General features: G+C 72.8%; 12 protein-coding genes. 1 reads left to right on the top strand and 11 read right to left on the bottom strand.

The genetic code is table 11. The annotated features are described in order from the left end of the window. Nucleotides 1-63 precede the first annotated feature (63 nt). The 9 genes from PJ985_RS18225 to PJ985_RS18185 all read right to left on the bottom strand — a co-directional run bounded on the left by PJ985_RS18225 (nt 64) and on the right by PJ985_RS18185 (nt 11,789). Nucleotides 64-1,857: a DEAD/DEAH box helicase gene (locus tag PJ985_RS18225; RefSeq protein WP_271684882.1), complete on the bottom strand. Its 1,794-nt coding sequence runs from the start codon at nt 1,855-1,857 to the stop codon at nt 64-66. 156 nt (nt 1,858-2,013) lie between these two features. Continuing rightward, entirely contained in the window at nt 2,014-2,838 is an 825-nt protein-coding gene (locus PJ985_RS18220; RefSeq protein ID WP_271684881.1) for a DNA-formamidopyrimidine glycosylase family protein, read from the bottom strand. 66 nt (nt 2,839-2,904) lie between these two features. Then, entirely contained in the window at nt 2,905-4,410 is a 1,506-nt protein-coding gene (locus PJ985_RS18215; RefSeq protein ID WP_271684880.1) for an MFS transporter, read from the bottom strand. Nucleotides 4,411-4,562: 152 nt separating this feature from the next. Then, complete coding sequence (locus PJ985_RS18210; RefSeq protein WP_271684992.1) at nt 4,563-6,854, bottom strand: xanthine dehydrogenase family protein molybdopterin-binding subunit; 2,292 nt, start codon at nt 6,852-6,854, stop codon at nt 4,563-4,565. Nucleotides 6,855-6,886: 32 nt separating this feature from the next. Beyond that, nucleotides 6,887-8,044 carry a 2Fe-2S iron-sulfur cluster-binding protein gene (locus PJ985_RS18205; protein ID WP_271684879.1) on the bottom strand — a complete coding sequence of 386 codons (1,158 nt, stop codon included), beginning with the start codon at nt 8,042-8,044 and terminating at the stop codon, nt 6,887-6,889. Then, nucleotides 8,041-8,946: an FAD binding domain-containing protein gene (locus PJ985_RS18200; protein WP_271684878.1), complete on the bottom strand. Its 906-nt coding sequence runs from the start codon at nt 8,944-8,946 to the stop codon at nt 8,041-8,043. Before PJ985_RS18200 ends, PJ985_RS18205 begins: the two co-directional genes overlap by 4 nt. 153 nt (nt 8,947-9,099) lie before the next feature. After that, on the bottom strand, nt 9,100-10,833 hold the full coding sequence (locus PJ985_RS18195) for a beta-N-acetylhexosaminidase (protein WP_271684877.1): 1,734 nt from the start codon (nt 10,831-10,833) through the stop codon (nt 9,100-9,102). 87 nt (nt 10,834-10,920) lie between these two features. Then, a complete protein-coding gene (locus PJ985_RS18190; RefSeq protein ID WP_271684876.1) occupies nt 10,921-11,220 on the bottom strand; it encodes a DUF3039 domain-containing protein in 300 nt (99 codons plus the stop codon). Nucleotides 11,221-11,231: 11 nt separating this feature from the next. Beyond that, nucleotides 11,232-11,789 carry a YqgE/AlgH family protein gene (locus tag PJ985_RS18185; RefSeq protein WP_271684875.1) on the bottom strand — a complete coding sequence of 186 codons (558 nt, stop codon included), beginning with the start codon at nt 11,787-11,789 and terminating at the stop codon, nt 11,232-11,234. A gap of 214 nt (nt 11,790-12,003) precedes the next feature. Here PJ985_RS18185 and murA point away from each other — a divergent pair, with 214 nt between their 5' ends. After that, nucleotides 12,004-13,323, top strand: a complete 1,320-nt coding sequence (gene murA, locus PJ985_RS18180) for a UDP-N-acetylglucosamine 1-carboxyvinyltransferase (protein ID WP_271684874.1) — start codon at nt 12,004-12,006, stop codon at nt 13,321-13,323. Nucleotides 13,324-13,435: 112 nt separating this feature from the next. On the opposite strand, the gene PJ985_RS18175 is transcribed toward murA, so the two are convergent. Continuing rightward, nucleotides 13,436-13,717, bottom strand: a complete 282-nt coding sequence (locus PJ985_RS18175) for an HU family DNA-binding protein (RefSeq protein ID WP_271684873.1) — start codon at nt 13,715-13,717, stop codon at nt 13,436-13,438. 227 nt (nt 13,718-13,944) lie between these two features. Then, the gene (locus tag PJ985_RS18170) at nt 13,945-15,348 is read right to left on the bottom strand and encodes an NAD-dependent malic enzyme (RefSeq protein WP_271684872.1); all 1,404 of its coding nucleotides are present in this window, start codon (nt 15,346-15,348) and stop codon (nt 13,945-13,947) included. Nucleotides 15,349-15,399 lie beyond the last annotated feature (51 nt).

Below are 15,399 nucleotides of genomic sequence, written 5' to 3'. Positions count from 1 at the left end.
CACCGGCACTTGACCGGCCGTACCGGTGGTGCGCTGAGCACCGGATTCGTCCGATTCCGGTGCTCAGCGCATCCTGGTGGCCCACTCGCGGACCTTGGTGACCCGCTGCCGCAACTGGCCGGCCGTCGCCTCCGCGGTCGGCGGTCCGCCGCAGGTGCGGCGCAGCTCGGTGTGGATGACGCCGTGCGGCTTGCCCGCCTGGTGGGCATACGCGCCGACCAGCGAGTTGAGCTCCTTCCGCAGCGCCAGGAGTTCCTTGTGGGTGACCACCGGCCGGCGGTCCGCGGGCAGCTCGATCAGGTCGGCCTCGGCGTCCGGCTTGCGGCGGCTGTGCGCGATCTGCCGGGCCTGGCGCTTCTGCAACAGCATCTGGACCTGATCCGGCTCGAGCAGGCCGGGGATCCCCAGATAGTCCTGCTCCTCCGCGCTGCCGGGGTGCGCCTGCATCCCGAATTCGGCGCCGTCGTACATCACCCGATCGAAGACCGCGTCCGATTCCAGGGCCTCGAAGGGCAACTGGTCGGGATCGCCGGTGTCCTCGTCCTGCTGCCGCTCGGCCTCCTCCAGCAGACCGGCCTCCTCGGCGTAGGGGTCGTCCCCGGTGTCCTTCTTCGGCTTGTCCAGGACGTGATCGCGCTCCACCTCCATCTCGTGGGCGAACTCGAGCAGGGACGGGACCGTCGGCAGGAAGACGGAGGCCGTCTCCCCCCGCCGCCGGGAACGCACGAAGCGGCCCACCGCCTGGGCGAAGAACAGCGGCGTGGAGATCGTCGTCGCGTAGACGCCGACCGCCAGCCGGGGGATGTCCACCCCTTCGGACACCATGCGGACCGCGACCATCCACCGGTCACCGGACTGCCGGAAGTCCTCGATGCGCTGCGAGGCACCGGTGTCGTCCGACAGCACGACGGTGGCGCCCTCTCCGGTGATGCTCCGGATCAGCTTGGCGTAGGCCCGCGCCGACTCCTGGTCGGTGGCGATGACCAGCCCGGCAGCGTCGGGGACGGCCCGGCGCACCTCCGTGAGCCGGCGGTCGGCCGCACTCAGCACACTGGGCATCCATTCGCCCGTCGGGGCGAGCGCGGTGCGCCACGCCTGGGACACCGCATCCTTCGTCATCGGCTCACCGAGCCGCGCCGCGATCTCGTCGCCCGCCTTGGTCCGCCAGCGCATGCTGCCGCTGTAGGACAGGAAGATCACCGGCCGGACGACGCCGTCGGCCAGCGCCTTGCCGTAGCCGTATGTGTAGTCGGCGGACGAGCGGCGGACACCGTCGTTTCCCTCGGCGTACTCGACGAAGGGGATCGGGTTGGTGTCGGAGCGGAACGGCGTACCCGTCAGGCAGAGCCGGCGGGCAGCCGGTTCGAACGCCTCCAGGCACGCCTCACCCCAGGACCGGGAGTCCCCGGCGTGGTGTATCTCGTCCAGAATGACCAGCGTCTTGCGCTGCTCACAGCGATTGCGGTGCAGCATCGGCCGCACGCCGACGCCCGCGTAGGTGACCGCGACCCCGTGGTACTCCTTCCCCACCGGCCCGGCGCTGTAGTCCGGGTCGAGCTTGATCCCCACCCGTGCGGCGGCCTCGGCCCACTGCTTCTTCAGATGCTCGGTGGGCGCGACCACGGTCACCTGCTGCACGACGTGGTGGTGCAGCAGCCAGGACGCCAGCGTCAGCGCGAAAGTGGTCTTCCCGGCGCCGGGAGTGGCGACCGCAAGAAAGTCCTGAGGGTGCTTCTGCAGGTAGCGGTCCATGGCGGCCTGCTGCCAGGCCCGCAGTTTCCCCGCGGTGCCCCAGGGGGCGCGGCCGGGAAAGGCCGGGGACAGGTGGTGGGACGAGGTGGAGGCGGAGGTAGTCACGGTCCTCACGAGGTCGTCGACGGCGGCAGGACCGCGTCAGCCTACCGGCAGCCCGCGCCCGTCGCGTGCCGGACACCACGCACCGCGCGCTCACTGCGACCCAGCTCACACCGCACCCGCCGGGCGGCCTCGCCCACGGGTGTCCCACCCGCTGCGTCAGGACCGGCCGGGGGTGGGGCCCCGCTGGCAGCCAGGGCACCAGTAGGCGGGGCGCTCACGGCCGGGTTCGCCGTGCGAGACGGAGGCGACCCGGACTGGGGTGCCGCAGACCAGGCAGGGACGGCCCGCCCGTCCGTACAGATACAGACGCTGAGGCGGGCGGGCACGGTCGCGGACGGCCGGGGGCGTCGTCGTGCGGACGGGACGCTCCCGGTTGGCTGCCAGCAGCCGCTCGCCCGTGGCGACCAGACCCTCGGGGTCGGCGAGGTCCCCGGCCGGCAGCCAGGGGGTGACCCGGCTGAGGAAGCAGAGTTCCACCATGTACACGTTGCCGATGCCCGCGAGGTTGCGCTGATCGAGCAGCGCCGCGCCGAGCGGGCGGGCGGGGTCGGCGAGGAGACGCCGCAGCGCTTCTCGTGCGTCCCAGTCGGGGCCCAGCGGATCGGGGCCCAGATGGCCGACGACACGCTGTTCATCGGCGGTGCGCAGCAGGTCGAGTACCGGGAGCCGGTAGCCGACGGCGGTCCGCTCCCCGGTACCGAGGACGGCGCGGATCTGGTGAGCGGGGCCACCGGTCCAGCGCTGTCCGGCCGGGTAGATCTTCCACGCGCCGTCCATCCGCAGGTGCGAGTGCAGGGTCAGCCCGCCCTCGACACGGGTGAGGAGGTGCTTGCCGCGCGGAGTGACGTCCAGGACGCTGCGGCCCCGCAGGTCGGCGGTCGCCAGCCGCGGCGTCCGCAGGTCGGAGGTGACCAGCACCTGTCCGGCCAGTGCGGTGTCGAGCCGCCGGGCGGCCTGCCACACCGTGTCACCCTCGGGCATACCCCCATGATGCGGCATCGGTTCCCCGGATCCCGGGCCTCCCGTTCCGGCGCGGCCCGGACGGGGTCACCCCGGCACGACGGGGACGTCCACCTCCCGCCGGCCGGGGCCGGGCGCGGGAGCAGGAGTGCGCAGCCGGCCTCCGACGAGGACGGCGAGGAGGGCGACGGCGGTTGCGGCGGCGTAGACGACCACGAAGGCCGACGGCCCCACCCCGTCCAGATCGGCGGCGGCAGTGTGAGCAGCGGCCTGGGCGGCGCCGCCGCCGAGGGCGGCGAAGGCGGTGCCGACGACCGTCAGCATCACCACGTTCGACAGGCTGTCGCACACCTGCAGGGAGGCCACGTTGTCACCCGCCTTCCCGGGGCCGGAAAGCCGCAGCACCAGCACTCCCATGGAGGTGACGACCAGGCCCATACCGAAGCAGCCGAAGGTGAGGGTCACCGCGGGCGTCCAGACCGGGACCGCGTCGATCAGCACCAACGGGGTCAGCGCCACGCCCGCCGCGACCAGCCCCGTGCCGGCCCGGACCAGCCGGTAACGGTGCGGCTCCAGCCGGGGCCGGGACTGCACGAAGGATCCGAGCGCCCAGGCGCCGCCGGCCGCCGCGAGAGTCAGCCCAGCCTGGGTGTAGGACAGTCCGCGCTGGGTCACCAGCATCAGCGGCAGGAAGCTCTGGGTGGACAGGAAGGCAGCGGACACCAGGCCGCGGAGCATGATCACCGATGGCAGTCCACGCGCGGCCCGGAACGTGCCGCGCGGCAGGAGACGCACCGCGGCGGGTGCCAGCAGGGCAAGCCCGGCGGCCACCGGCACCGCGGACAGCCAGCGAAGCTCCTGGCCGCCGAACTGCAGCAGGCCCGCGCCGGCCGCCACGGCCACGGCCAGCCACAGCCGGCGCCCGTCGAACCGGCCGGAGGGCACATCCTCGGGCGGCCCGCCCGCCGCGCGGCGCAGCGCGGGAAGCATCACCGCCAGCGGAAGAATCACCAGCACGGTGATCCCGAGGAAGACCCAGCGCCAGCCGAAGTGCTCGGTGACCGTGCCGGCGATGACCGGGCCCAGCATGGCGGGCACCACCCAGGCCGCGGAGAGCGCGGCCAGGGCGGTCGGCCGCAGGTGCTCCGGGTAGGCACGGCGCACGGTGACGTACAGCGCCACAATGACCAGGCCGCCACCGATCCCCTGGCCGGCCCGGCCCACCACGAACATCAGCATGCTCTGCGCAGTGCCGGACAGCAGCAGCCCGGCCGAGAAGGTGGCGATCCCGGCGACCACCGGGCCGGTCGGCCCCTTGCGGTCGGACCACTGGCCGGCGACCACCATGCCGAGCAGGCTGGTGGTGAAGAACGCGGAGAACGCGAAGGCGTAGAGCGCGACCCCGTCCAACTGTTCCGCGGCGGCCGGCATGGCGGTGCCGACCGCCATCGCCTCGAACGCGATCAGCAGGATGACGCTGACGCAGCCCAGCGTGAGCGCGCGGTAGCGCGGGCTGAGCACACTCGACGCCCCGGAGGGATCGAGGGGTATCTCCGGGGCGTCGGTGCCGGGCACGAGGTTGACATGGGTCATACGCCCAACCGTAAGGACCGACCGCGGGTTTTGCCCAGAGACCCCTCGGCCGGGTCCCGCACACCGCCGGCCCTCCGGCCGGCGCACGGAGGGCGGAGGGCGTGGGTGACGGAGCCCCGAGGGGCGGGGGCCCGCACGGCCGGGCCCCCGGCTCAGGCGGTGCCGACCGCCGCCTGGGGCCGGATCGGGAGACGGTTGACCGGACGGCCGGTGGCGGCACGGACCGCCGCGGCGACCGCCGCGGGCGAGACCACCAGCGGGGCGGCGCTCGCGGACTTGGCGCCGAAGGGCGCCACCACGTCCGGCTCCTCCAGGAGCTTCACCACCCTGATCACGGGGGCGTCCAGCGCGGTCGGCAGGGCATAGCCGGCCAGATCGGGGCGGCGGACCATGCCCCGGGTGACCCGCAGGTGCTCCGAGAGCGCCGCACCGACGCCCTGGGTGACGCCCGCCTCGAGCCGGGCGCGGAGCTGATCGGGGTTGAGCACCCGGCCGACGTCCTGGGCAAGGGCCATCTCCACCACCCGGACGCTGCCGAGCTCTATGTCGACATCGACGACGGCGCGCACCGCAGCGAAAGCCAGCCCGACGAACGCGTCACCCTGCCCGGTTTCGCTCAGTGGTTCGGTCGGATGCGGGCGGCACTGCGCGGTGGCCCACAGCTCCTTGCCCTCCAGTGCCTCGGAAACGGTGGTGCTCAGCACCCCGTCGTAGGAGGTGATCTTCCCGTCGGCGATGGACAGCAGCTCCACGGACATGCCGAACTTGGCCGCCAGCGGTTGCAGCAGCTGCGTCCGGACCATCTTCGCGGCCCGCTCCACCGCACCACCCGACACCCAGGTGTGCCGCCCCCGGCAGCCGGGACCGGCCGGGGGCTGGTCGGTGTCGACGGAGGCGACGTGGACCTCCTCCAGCCCGAGGACGTCCTGCACGATCTGCCGGGCGAGCGTGGTGAAGCCCTGGCCGGTCTCCACGGCGGCGCACAGCACAGTGGCCACCGCGCCCTCCACCTTCACCGTGGCGGTGGACACCTCGTCGGCGCCCTCCGCGCCGAGCATGTGCACCATGCCCAGCGCGTAGCCGACGCCGCGGCGCACCGCGCCGGGCTCCCCGGCGCCCTCCGGCCCGCCGGGCAGCAGCCAGTCCTCGACCGGCCCCTCCTTGGGCAGCGCGGGCAGCGGGGCCTCCCGCACGGCCTGCAGCAGCTCGGCCACCGGCGCCGGGCAGGTGACGGTCTGCCCGGTGGGCAACGTGTCGCCGGTACCCAGCACGTTCCGGGCCCGCAGGTCGGCGGGGTCCATGCCCAGCCGGACGGCCAGCTTGTCCATCTGGCCCTCGTACGCGGCGCACACCTGCATGGCGCCCTCGCCCCGCACGTGCCCGGCGGGCGGGTTGTTCGTCCGGACGACCCAGCCGTCGATCACCGCGTGCGGCACGACGTACGGACCGGCGGCGAAGGAAACCGCGGCGGCGAGCGCCTCCGCGGAATCGTCGGCGTACGCCCCGCCGTCCATGAGCAGTTCGGCCTCGACCTTGACGAGCTTGCCGTCGGTGTCCGCGTGATGCCGGTAACGCAGCATGGTCGGATGCCGGTGCGCGTGGCCGAGGAAGGACTCCTCGCGGGTGGCGGCGAGCTTGACCGGGCATCCGGTGCGGATCGCCAGCAGGGCGAGCGGGAGCAGGACACCCAGGTCCTCCCGGTCGCCCAGGGCCCCGGGGACGCCGGTGACGTAGATCTTGACGTGCTCGGTGTCCAGGCCCAGGCAGTCCGCCAGCCGGTCCCGGTCGGTGTGCGGGTCGGTGGCCCCCGTGTAGACCTCCACACCGCCGTCCGGACGCGGCACCGCGAGGCCTGCCTCGGCGCCGATCGGTGCCGGGTCCTGGCGGCCGATGCGGTACAGCCCTTCGACGATGACGTCACCGGTGGTGCCCGGGTCACCACTGCGCAGCGGGATGTGCCGGATCAGATTGCCGTCCGGGTGCAGGGGCTCGGCCTCGAAGGACTGCTCCGGGTCGGTGACCGGCTCCAGGGGCTCGTACTCGACGACGATGGCCGCAGCGGCCAATCGGGCGGTGTCGGGGTGGTCGGCCGCGACGGCGGCGACCGGCTCACCGTGGTACCGCACGCAGTCGGCGGCGAACGGCGGGCGGTCGGCGACGGTCCGGCCGATCGTGGACCCCTCGACCACGTCGCGGTGCGTGACCACGGCCCGCACCCCGGGCAGCGCCTCGGCCTCGGTGGTGTCGATACCGGCGATACGGGCCCGCGGGTACGGGGACCGCAGCACCGCGGCCCACAGCAGGCCCTCGGCCCAGAGATCGGCGGTGTACGGAAAAACTCCCTGGGCCTTGGCGTCCGCGTCCGCGCTCCGCAGCGATACCCCCATGCCGAGCGAGGCCGCCGCGGCAGGAGGCCGCGCGGACGGAACGCCCACCGGCGTCACGGTGACGGCGGTGGCGCCGTCGGGCTGAGTCGTCACGCCTCGTCCCCCCTTCCCGCAGGGCCTTCTCCCCGGTCGGAGCCGACGGGCTCCTCGGCCCGGCCGGCCCGCTCCTCGGCGACGGCCGCAACCGCTTCGAGCACTCCTCGGTAGCCGGAGCAGCGGCACAGGTTGCCGCACAGCGCCTGCCGGGTCTCCAGCTCGGTGGGACGGTGGTTGCCCTCCAGCAGATCGTGCACGGTCATCGCCATGCCGGGCAGGCAGAAGCCGCACTGCACGTCGGTGCGGGCCAGCGCCCGCTGGACGTCCGAGGGGACGCCGTCGGTGCCCAGGCCTTCCACGGTGCGGATCTCGCAGCCGGCCGCGGTTGCCGCCGGCACCAGGCAGGCGGCGAGGAGCCGCCCGTCGACCTGCACCGAGCAGGCGCCGCATTCGCCCTGCGAGCAGCCGTCCTTCGCGCCGGCGAGTCCCAGCCGCTCCCGCAGGACATGCAGCAGCGACTCACCGATCCAGGCGTCGGTGACGGGCCGCTCGGCGCCGTTCACCCTCAGCACGTACGAGGCGAGCGGATGGTCGCTGGCAGTACCCGGGCCCGCCTGACGGGCGGGGGCCGGCGACTCGGGCAGCCCGGCAGGATCCGGCTCCGGCAGCCAGGGGGCGTGACCGGCGGCCTCCGGTTGCTCGTGGCCGCCCGGCCGGACGTCCTCCTGCCAGGAGGCAGTCTCCTCGCCCGCACCGTGCGGACGGGTCCGGGCACGGCCCTCCAGGGAGCCCGCAAGGGCAGCGGCGGCGCCCTGCCCCATGGCGGCGACCCCGGGCGGGCCGCTGCCCGCGGTGTCCTCTCCGACAGGAGGGGAGCCGGCCGCGAGCGGGAATCCGGTGTCCTCCCGACGGCCCGCGGTGTCCGGCACCGGCTCGTCGGAGGGCGCCGGCGAGCCGCCGGTGGCGAAGGGCATCGTCCACGATCCCGGTGCCGCCGGGTCGGTGCTCGGCCGCGACGTCACGAGAGGGCCCGCGGCCTCCCCGATGACGGGCGGCCGGTAGCCGTGCCCCGGCGCGGCAAGCGGGTCGCCGTCCGGGTCGCCCGGCCGGTCGGGCTGCGGCAACTGCAGGAAGGCGGTGGTGTCCGGATCGTGCTCTCCGCCCCATCCGGCACGCGGGGGAGGTACGTACGGCTGCTGGTCATTGCTCACGAAAGAGCCCTCCCGAGTCCGCGGCGGGCCAGTGCCGCCACGGTACGCCTGAGATGCAGTGCGGCGGGAGGCAGCTCAGCGGCCGGACCACCGTCCGCCGGTGGTTCCGGCGCGGGGATGCAGGCGGCCGCGACATAGTCACCGAAAGCCGCCAGCACCTCGGGGGTGAGGCCGCGTTCTCCGTCCCAGTCGACCAGTGACGCCACCCAGCGCTCGGCCTCCAGCGGGCGCAGCGGCATCGGGGCGACGGCCCCGACCGCGCAGCGCACCTGACGGTGCGCCGGGTCCAGGACCACGGACACCGAGGCCAGCGCGCGGGCCGGTCCGGTGCGGCCGGTGGCCTTGAGGAAGGTCTGCGCGGCGTGCAGCAGCGGTACGCGGACGTGCGCCAGCAGCTCGCCGGGCTGCAGCCGGTCCCGGCCGGCGAGGAGGTGGCTGACCGGTGTCTCCCGGCGCTCACCGCCCGGCCCGGCGATGATCAGGGTCGCCTCGAGCGCGGCGAGGACCGGCAGCGTGTCACCGGTGGGAGCGGCGGTGATGATGTTGCCGCCCAGGGTGCCGGCGTTTCTGACCTGCGGCGGTCCAGCGGTCCGGGCGGCGGCGGCGAGCGCCGGCATGAGCGCGGCGAAGTCCGGCCGGCCCATCCGGGCATGCGTGAGACACGCGCCGAGGAGCGCGTGCCCGTCCTGGTACTCCCAGCTGCGCAGCTCGCCCAGCCGGCCGAGCCCGACGAGCGCGGAGGGCCGCAACAGGCCGGCGTTCACGCCCGACATCAGGTCCGTGCCGCCCGCGACCGGCACGGCGGCGGGCACGGCGGACAGTGCGGCCACGGCTTCGTCGAGCGTGGCCGGGAGCGCGACAGGCTGCGCCGTGCGCGGTACCTGCGGTGCGTGCGTGCTCAATCCAGCGGCCCCTTCCCGGTAGACCCGGCTGCGAGCCGTACGCTACGTGCTCACGGCCCGAAGGTGGCAACTCTGGCATATTTTCCGGCCCCCCAGGAGGCCGGGTTCGCCACAGGCGGAGAGCACGGCGGGCCGGACGGAACCGGGCGGATGTCACAGACCCGGCGGCGGCCCTTCGATCGGGCGCCCGAGCTCCCCGGAGACCCCGGGCGGAAGGACCCGGCGCTGCCAGGGAAGCGGCCCGGAGGGCGGCCGGTAGGCAACCCCCAGGGCATCGAGCCGGGCATAGTGGCCGGCCTCCATCCGCCGGAGGAAGCCGTCGGTGTCACGCCGTTCCGGCTCCGGAAGCGGTGACCAGGTCACCTCGGCGAACGCGGCGAGACGGGGGAACACCTGGTAGTCGGCGCGCTGCCGGTCGTGCACCACCTCGGTCCACAAGTTGGCCTGGGCCCCCAGCACGTGCCGCGCCCGCGGGGTGCCGGCCAACTGCGGGGGGATCGGCTCGAACCGGTACACGTCGCGCAACGAACGGACGTAGCCGATGGGGAACGGCTCGTCCCCGTCCGCCTGCCGGTGATCGAGGTAGACCTGCTGCTCGGGACACATCACCACGTCGTGTCCGGCCTCGGCCGCCGCGATGCCGCCCTCGTACCCGCGCCAGGAGGACACCACCGCGCCGGGCGGGAGGCCGCCCTCCAGGATCTCGTCCCAGCCGATCAGCCGGCGGCCGCGCTCGGCGAGCCAGCGGGCGAAGTGCCGGATGAACCAGGACTGGAGCTCCTCCTCGTCCCGCAGGCCTTCCGCCGCGATCCTGGCCTGGGCGGCCGGGGAACGCTCCCACTGGGTCTTCAGGCACTCGTCACCGCCGATGTGCACGTAGCGGCCCGGGAACAGTTCGAGCAGTTCGGTGAACACGTCCTCGTAGAACCGCAGGGTGTGATCGGCCGGGGCCAGCACGTTCGGGCTGACGCCCCAGTCGTCCCACACCTGGAGGGCGGTGGTGTCCACGACATCGGTGTTGCCCAGCTCGGGGTAGGCGGCGATCGCCGCCTGGGAGTGCCCGGGGATGTCGATCTCGGGCACGACGGTGATGTGCCGCTCCGCCGCGTAGGCGACGATCTCCCGGATGTCGTCCTGGGTGTAGTAGCCGCCGTGCGGTTGCTCGTTCCACAGCGGGGAGGCCCGGTGCCCGTAACGGGTGCGGGGGCGCCAGGCGCCCACCTCGGTCAGCCGGGGACGGCTGTGGATCTCCACCCGCCAGCCCTGGTCGTCGGTGAGGTGGAAGTGGAAGACGTTGAGTTTGTGCGCAGAGAGCAGATCGAGGTAGCGGAGGATCTCTTCCTTGGGCAGGAAGTGCCGCGCGACGTCCAGCATGAAGCCACGCCAGCGGAAGCGCGGCGCGTCCGCCACCGCGACCCGTGGCAGCAGCCAGGACCGCGCCCGCAGCGGGGCCCGGCGGAAGGCCTCGGGGCCCAGCAGTTGCCGCAGCGTGCGGGCGGCGTGCAGGACGCCGGCCGGGCTGCCGCCGGCGAGCTCGGCCACGTGCTCCCCGACGGTCAGCCGGTACCCCTCCGGGCCCAGGGCAGCGGCGACCTCCGGCACGACGCGCAGCCGGACGGCGGACGGGGCGTCCGCGCCGACGGCCGCACCGGAGGGGGTGCCTCGCGTGCCCGCACCGGGCGGCCCGCCCACGCCCTCCGGCAGCAGCGGCAGGCCGGTGGCTGCTCCCAGCTCGGCCCGCAACAGGCGGGCCACCCCCTCGGTACCGGGACCGGCGTCCAGAACCGTGCGGGCGTCCAGCGGGAGGTCACCCTCCAGTCGGCGGAGTTCTCGGGGAGCGGGCACCAGGGACAACGCGGTGTCCGTCGGGGCGTGGTCGGAAGTCATGCCCGACATCGTGCCCGCCGCCCGCCTCCGGTGCGAGCAGAGGTTGCGGTGCCCGCAACCTCTGCTCGGGGCATGACCGGTGTCAGCTCACTTCTTGCCGCCGTCCTTGCCGCCCTTGCCGTTCTTGCCGCCGCCGAACGCGCCCATCGACTCGTAGATCTCCTTGCACATGGGGCACACCGGATACTTCTTCGGGTCGCGTCCCGGTACCCAGACCTTGCCGCAGAGCGCGACGACGGGGGTGCCGTCCATCGCGCTCGCCATGATTTTGTCCTTCTGGACATAGTGGGCGAAGCGCTCGTGGTCGCCATCGCCGTGCGTCGTCTGCGGGGTCGGCTCGACGAGCGTGCCGGTGCCCGCCCCGCGCTCGGGCTCGAGAGTGCTCATGGTCACCAAGCCTAATTGAGGCTGGGGTCGTCCGGATATGTGGCCAGCATCGCGAGATTGCCCCGCTGACGCCGCAGCACGGAGCGCCACAGCCCGCCGGGTTCCGGCACACAGACGTCACCCGGCTCGGCATCGACGACGTACCAGGCGTTCTCCTCCAGCTCCTGCTCCAGCTGCCCCGGGCCCCACCCCGCGTAGCCGGCGAAGATCCGCAGGGAGCCGAGTTCGGCGGCCATCACCTCGGGCGGGGCGTCCAGGTCCACCAGCCCGATCGCGCCGCGGACCCGGCGCCAGCCGAGCGGTCCTGCTCCCGGCGCCACGGCCAGGGCGAGCGCGGCGTCCAGCGCCACCGGGCCGCCCTGAAAAACCACGCCCGGCTCGCCGGCCAGCGCCGCCCACGGAGCGAGCACGTCCGCCACGTCCACCGGTGTCGGACGGTTGAGTACGACGCCCAGCGCCCCCTGCTCGTCGTGGTCGAGCATCAGGACCACGGAGCGGTCGAAGTTCGGGTCCGCCAGTGCGGGCGCGGCCACCAGGAGCCGGCCGGCGAGCGAGGTCACCTCGGTCATGACGCCCATGATTCCCCATGCGGGACCGTGGGGGGAGTGGCCCGCATCACCGCCAGCGGAACCGGGTACCCGCTGCTCCCGGCCGGACGGGGCCGGTAACGTTCCGCTCAGGGGCACACCGGTTCGGTGACCGTTCGCGGCGCCTGCGGGTGCGGGCTCCGCGGAGGACTACCATTTTGCTGGTCCCCTCCCCTGCGCAGAGATCGCGAGTTCCATGACCGATGACGTGTTGCTTGTCCACGGTGGTACCCCGCTGGAGGGTGAGATCCGGGTTCGCGGTGCGAAGAATCTCGTGCCGAAGGCCATGGTGGCCGCGTTGCTGGGCAGCGCTCCGAGCCGGCTGCGCAATGTCCCCGACATCCGGGACGTGCGGGTGGTGCGGGGGCTGCTGCAGCTGCACGGGGTGACGGTGCGCAGCGGTGACGAGCCGGGTGAGCTGGTGCTGGATCCCTCGCATGTGGAGAGTGCGAACGTCGCGGACATCGACGCGCACGCGGGTTCCTCGCGGATTCCGATTCTGTTCTGCGGTCCGCTGCTGCACCGGCTGGGGCACGCGTTCATTCCGGGGCTGGGGGGCTGCGACATCGGCGGCCGGCCGGTGGACTTCCACTTCGATGTGCTCCGCAAGTTCGGGGCGACGATCGAGAAGCGGGCGGACGGGCAGTACCTGGAAGCGCCGCAGCGGCTGCGGGGGTGCAAGATCCGGCTGCCGTATCCGTCGGTGGGCTCCACGGAGCAGGTGCTGCTGACCGCGGTGCTGGCGGAGGGGATGACGGAGCTGTCCAACGCGGCGGTGGAGCCGGAGATCGAGGATCTCATCTGCGTGCTGCAGAAGATGGGCGCGATCATCTCGGTGGACACCGACCGGACGATCCGGGTGACCGGCGTGGACCGCCTGGGCGGTTACACCCACCGGGCGCTGCCGGACCGGCTGGAGGCGGCGTCCTGGGCGAGTGCGGCGCTGGCGACCGAGGGCACGGTGTACGTGCGGGGCGCCAGCCAGCGGGAGATGATGACGTTCCTCAACACCTACCGGAAGGTCGGTGGCGAGTTCGAGGTGGACGAGGACGGGATCCGGTTCTGGCATCCGGGCGGGCCGCTGAAGGCGATCGCTCTGGAGACGGACGTGCACCCGGGGTTCCAGACGGACTGGCAGCAGCCGCTGGTGGTGGCGTTGACGCAGGCGTCGGGCCTGTCGATCGTGCACGAGACGGTGTACGAGTCGCGGCTGGGCTTCACTTCGGCGCTCAATCAGATGGGGGCGCACATCCAGGTGTACCGGGAGTGCCTGGGCGGTATGCCGTGCCGGTTCGGGCAGCGGAACTTCCTGCACTCGGCGGTGGTCTCCGGCCCGACGACCCTGCAGGGAGCGGATCTCAACATCCCGGACCTGCGGGGCGGGTTCTCGTACCTGATCGCGGCACTCGCGGCCCAGGGCACCTCCCGGGTGCACGGCATCGACCTGATCAACCGCGGCTACGAGAACTTCCTCGACAAACTGGAACGCCTCGGCGCCAAGGTCGAACGCCCGTAGGACGGGACGGACCTGCCGGCCGCCGGTCGTGGTCGGGACGGAACGAAGGGCGGTCCCCGGCCGGGGACCGCCCTTCGTTCCGTGGCGCCCCGCTACGGGCGCCACCTTGCCCTTACTTGCCCTTGGCAGCTTCCTTGAGCTTGGAGCCGGCGGAGACCTTGACGCTGTAGCCGGCCGGGATCTGGATGGGCTCGCCGGTCTGCGGGTTCCGCGCGGTGCGAGCGGCCCGGTGGGTGCGCTCGAAGGTCAAGAAGCCGGGGATGGTGACCTTTTCGTCACCCTTGGCGACGACCTCGCCGGCCACCTCGGCCAGCGCTGCCAGCACTGCGTCGGCGTCCTTGCGGGTCACCTCGGCGCGCTCGGACAGAGCGGCCACCAGCTCACTGCGGTTCATAATTACGTACTCCCGTGTTCTTCTTGCCGATGAGGCGTGAGATCGAAGCCGATGCTGCCAGGGCCCTCGGACAGTGCCCGGACCCGGGTCTGCCTTCAGACCCTCGCGCCCGGATACGCATCCTGCCCCCACGAGTGGCACGAAGGCCAATCCGGCATCCGCTCTGGCCTGTCGGTAACCCTAAAGGGCGGCTGTCAAGCGTCGGCCGCCGACGCGCCGCAAGCGTGTCAGGGCTCCTGGGCCGCTTCCCGCACCGCGTCGGCCACCGCACCGGCCACTTTGTCGTGAAAAACGCTCGGAACGATGTAGTTGGCGTTGAGCTCGTCCTCGAGCACCACGTCGGCCAGCGCCCGGGCCGCGGCCAGCATCATCCGCTCGGTGACCTTGCGCGAGTGCGCGTCCAGCAGCCCGCGGAACACCCCGGGGAACACCAGGACGTTGTTGATCTGGTTGGGGAAGTCCGAACGCCCGGTGGCCACCACGGCGGCGGTCTGCCGCGCCACGGCCGGGTCGATCTCCGGATCCGGGTTGGCGAGCGCGAAGACGACCGCGCCCTCGGCCATCCCCGCCACGTCCTCGGCGGTCAGCACGTCGGGCGCCGAGACCCCGATGAAGACGTCGGCACCGACGACGGCCTGCCGCAGAGTGCCGGTGACGGCCTGCGGGTTGGTGTTGTCCGCGATCCACCGCAGCGGGGCGTCCGCGTCCGCGGATACCAGGTCCGGCCGGCCGCAGTGCACCACCCCGTGGATGTCCGCCACCACCGCGTGCTTGACCCCGGCCGCGAGGAGCAGCTTGAGGATCGCCGTACCGGCCGCTCCGGCACCGGACATGACGACCCGTACGTCCTCCAGTTGCTTGCCGACCACCCGCAACGCGTTGTGCAGGGCGGCCAGTACGACGATGGCGGTGCCGTGCTGGTCGTCGTGGAAGACGGGGATGTCGAGGGCCTGCCGGAGCCTGGCCTCGATCTCGAAGCAGCGTGGTGCGGAGATGTCCTCGAGGTTGATGCCTGCGAACCCCGGCGCGATGGCCTTGACCACCTCGACGATGGTGTCGGGGTCCTGGGTGTCCAGGCAGATCGGCCAGGCGTCGATGCCTGCGAAGCGCTTGAACAGCGCCGCCTTGCCCTCCATGACGGGCAGCGCGGCCCGGGGGCCGATGTTGCCGAGCCCGAGCACGGCGGACCCGTCGGTGACGACGGCCACACTGTTCCGTTTGATGGTGAGCCGGCGGGCATCCTCCGGGTTCTGCGCGATCTGCGTGCAGACCCGGGCCACCCCCGGGGTGTAAATCATCGACAGGTCGTCGCGATTGCGAATGGGGTGCTTGGACTGCATCTCGATCTTGCCGCCGAGGTGCATGAGAAAGGTCCGGTCGGACACCTTGCCCAGGGTGACGCCGTCGATCCGGCGCAGCCTTTGCACAATCTCGTCGGCGTGCGCCGTGGACGTCGCGGCGACCGTGACGTCGATCCGCAGCATCTCGTGCCCGGATGCGGTGACGTCCAGACCCGTGACGTGCCCGCCGGAGGATTCCACGACCGTGGTGAGCTGGCTGACCGCCGTACCACTGGCCGGAACCTCCAGCCGGACGGTCATCGAGTAGGAGACGCTTGGCGCCGTTGCCATGGACTGCCTTCACTTTCCCTGTGTTCGGGTAACGCCCCGGAATCGTCCCAC

Source organism: Streptomyces sp. ACA25, assembly GCF_028200735.1.
Lineage (GTDB): Bacteria > Actinomycetota > Actinomycetes > Streptomycetales > Streptomycetaceae > Streptomyces.
This window is presented reverse-complemented; position numbering and strand designations above follow the sequence as displayed.

What these genes read in the sequence shown, in the direction of transcription:
- PJ985_RS18220 (WP_271684881.1), bottom strand. Translation starts at nt 2,838, where the DNA reads ATGCCCGAGGGTGACACGGTGTGGCAGGCCGCCCGGCGGCTCGACACC.
- PJ985_RS18215 (WP_271684880.1), bottom strand. Translation starts at nt 4,410, where the DNA reads ATGACCCATGTCAACCTCGTGCCCGGCACCGACGCCCCGGAGATACCC.
- PJ985_RS18195 (WP_271684877.1), bottom strand. Translation starts at nt 10,833, where the DNA reads ATGACTTCCGACCACGCCCCGACGGACACCGCGTTGTCCCTGGTGCCC.
- PJ985_RS18190 (WP_271684876.1), bottom strand. Translation starts at nt 11,220, where the DNA reads ATGAGCACTCTCGAGCCCGAGCGCGGGGCGGGCACCGGCACGCTCGTC.
- PJ985_RS18185 (WP_271684875.1), bottom strand. Translation starts at nt 11,789, where the DNA reads ATGACCGAGGTGACCTCGCTCGCCGGCCGGCTCCTGGTGGCCGCGCCC.
- murA (WP_271684874.1), top strand. Translation starts at nt 12,004, where the DNA reads ATGACCGATGACGTGTTGCTTGTCCACGGTGGTACCCCGCTGGAGGGT.
- PJ985_RS18175 (WP_271684873.1), bottom strand. Translation starts at nt 13,717, where the DNA reads ATGAACCGCAGTGAGCTGGTGGCCGCTCTGTCCGAGCGCGCCGAGGTG.
- PJ985_RS18170 (WP_271684872.1), bottom strand. Translation starts at nt 15,348, where the DNA reads ATGGCAACGGCGCCAAGCGTCTCCTACTCGATGACCGTCCGGCTGGAG.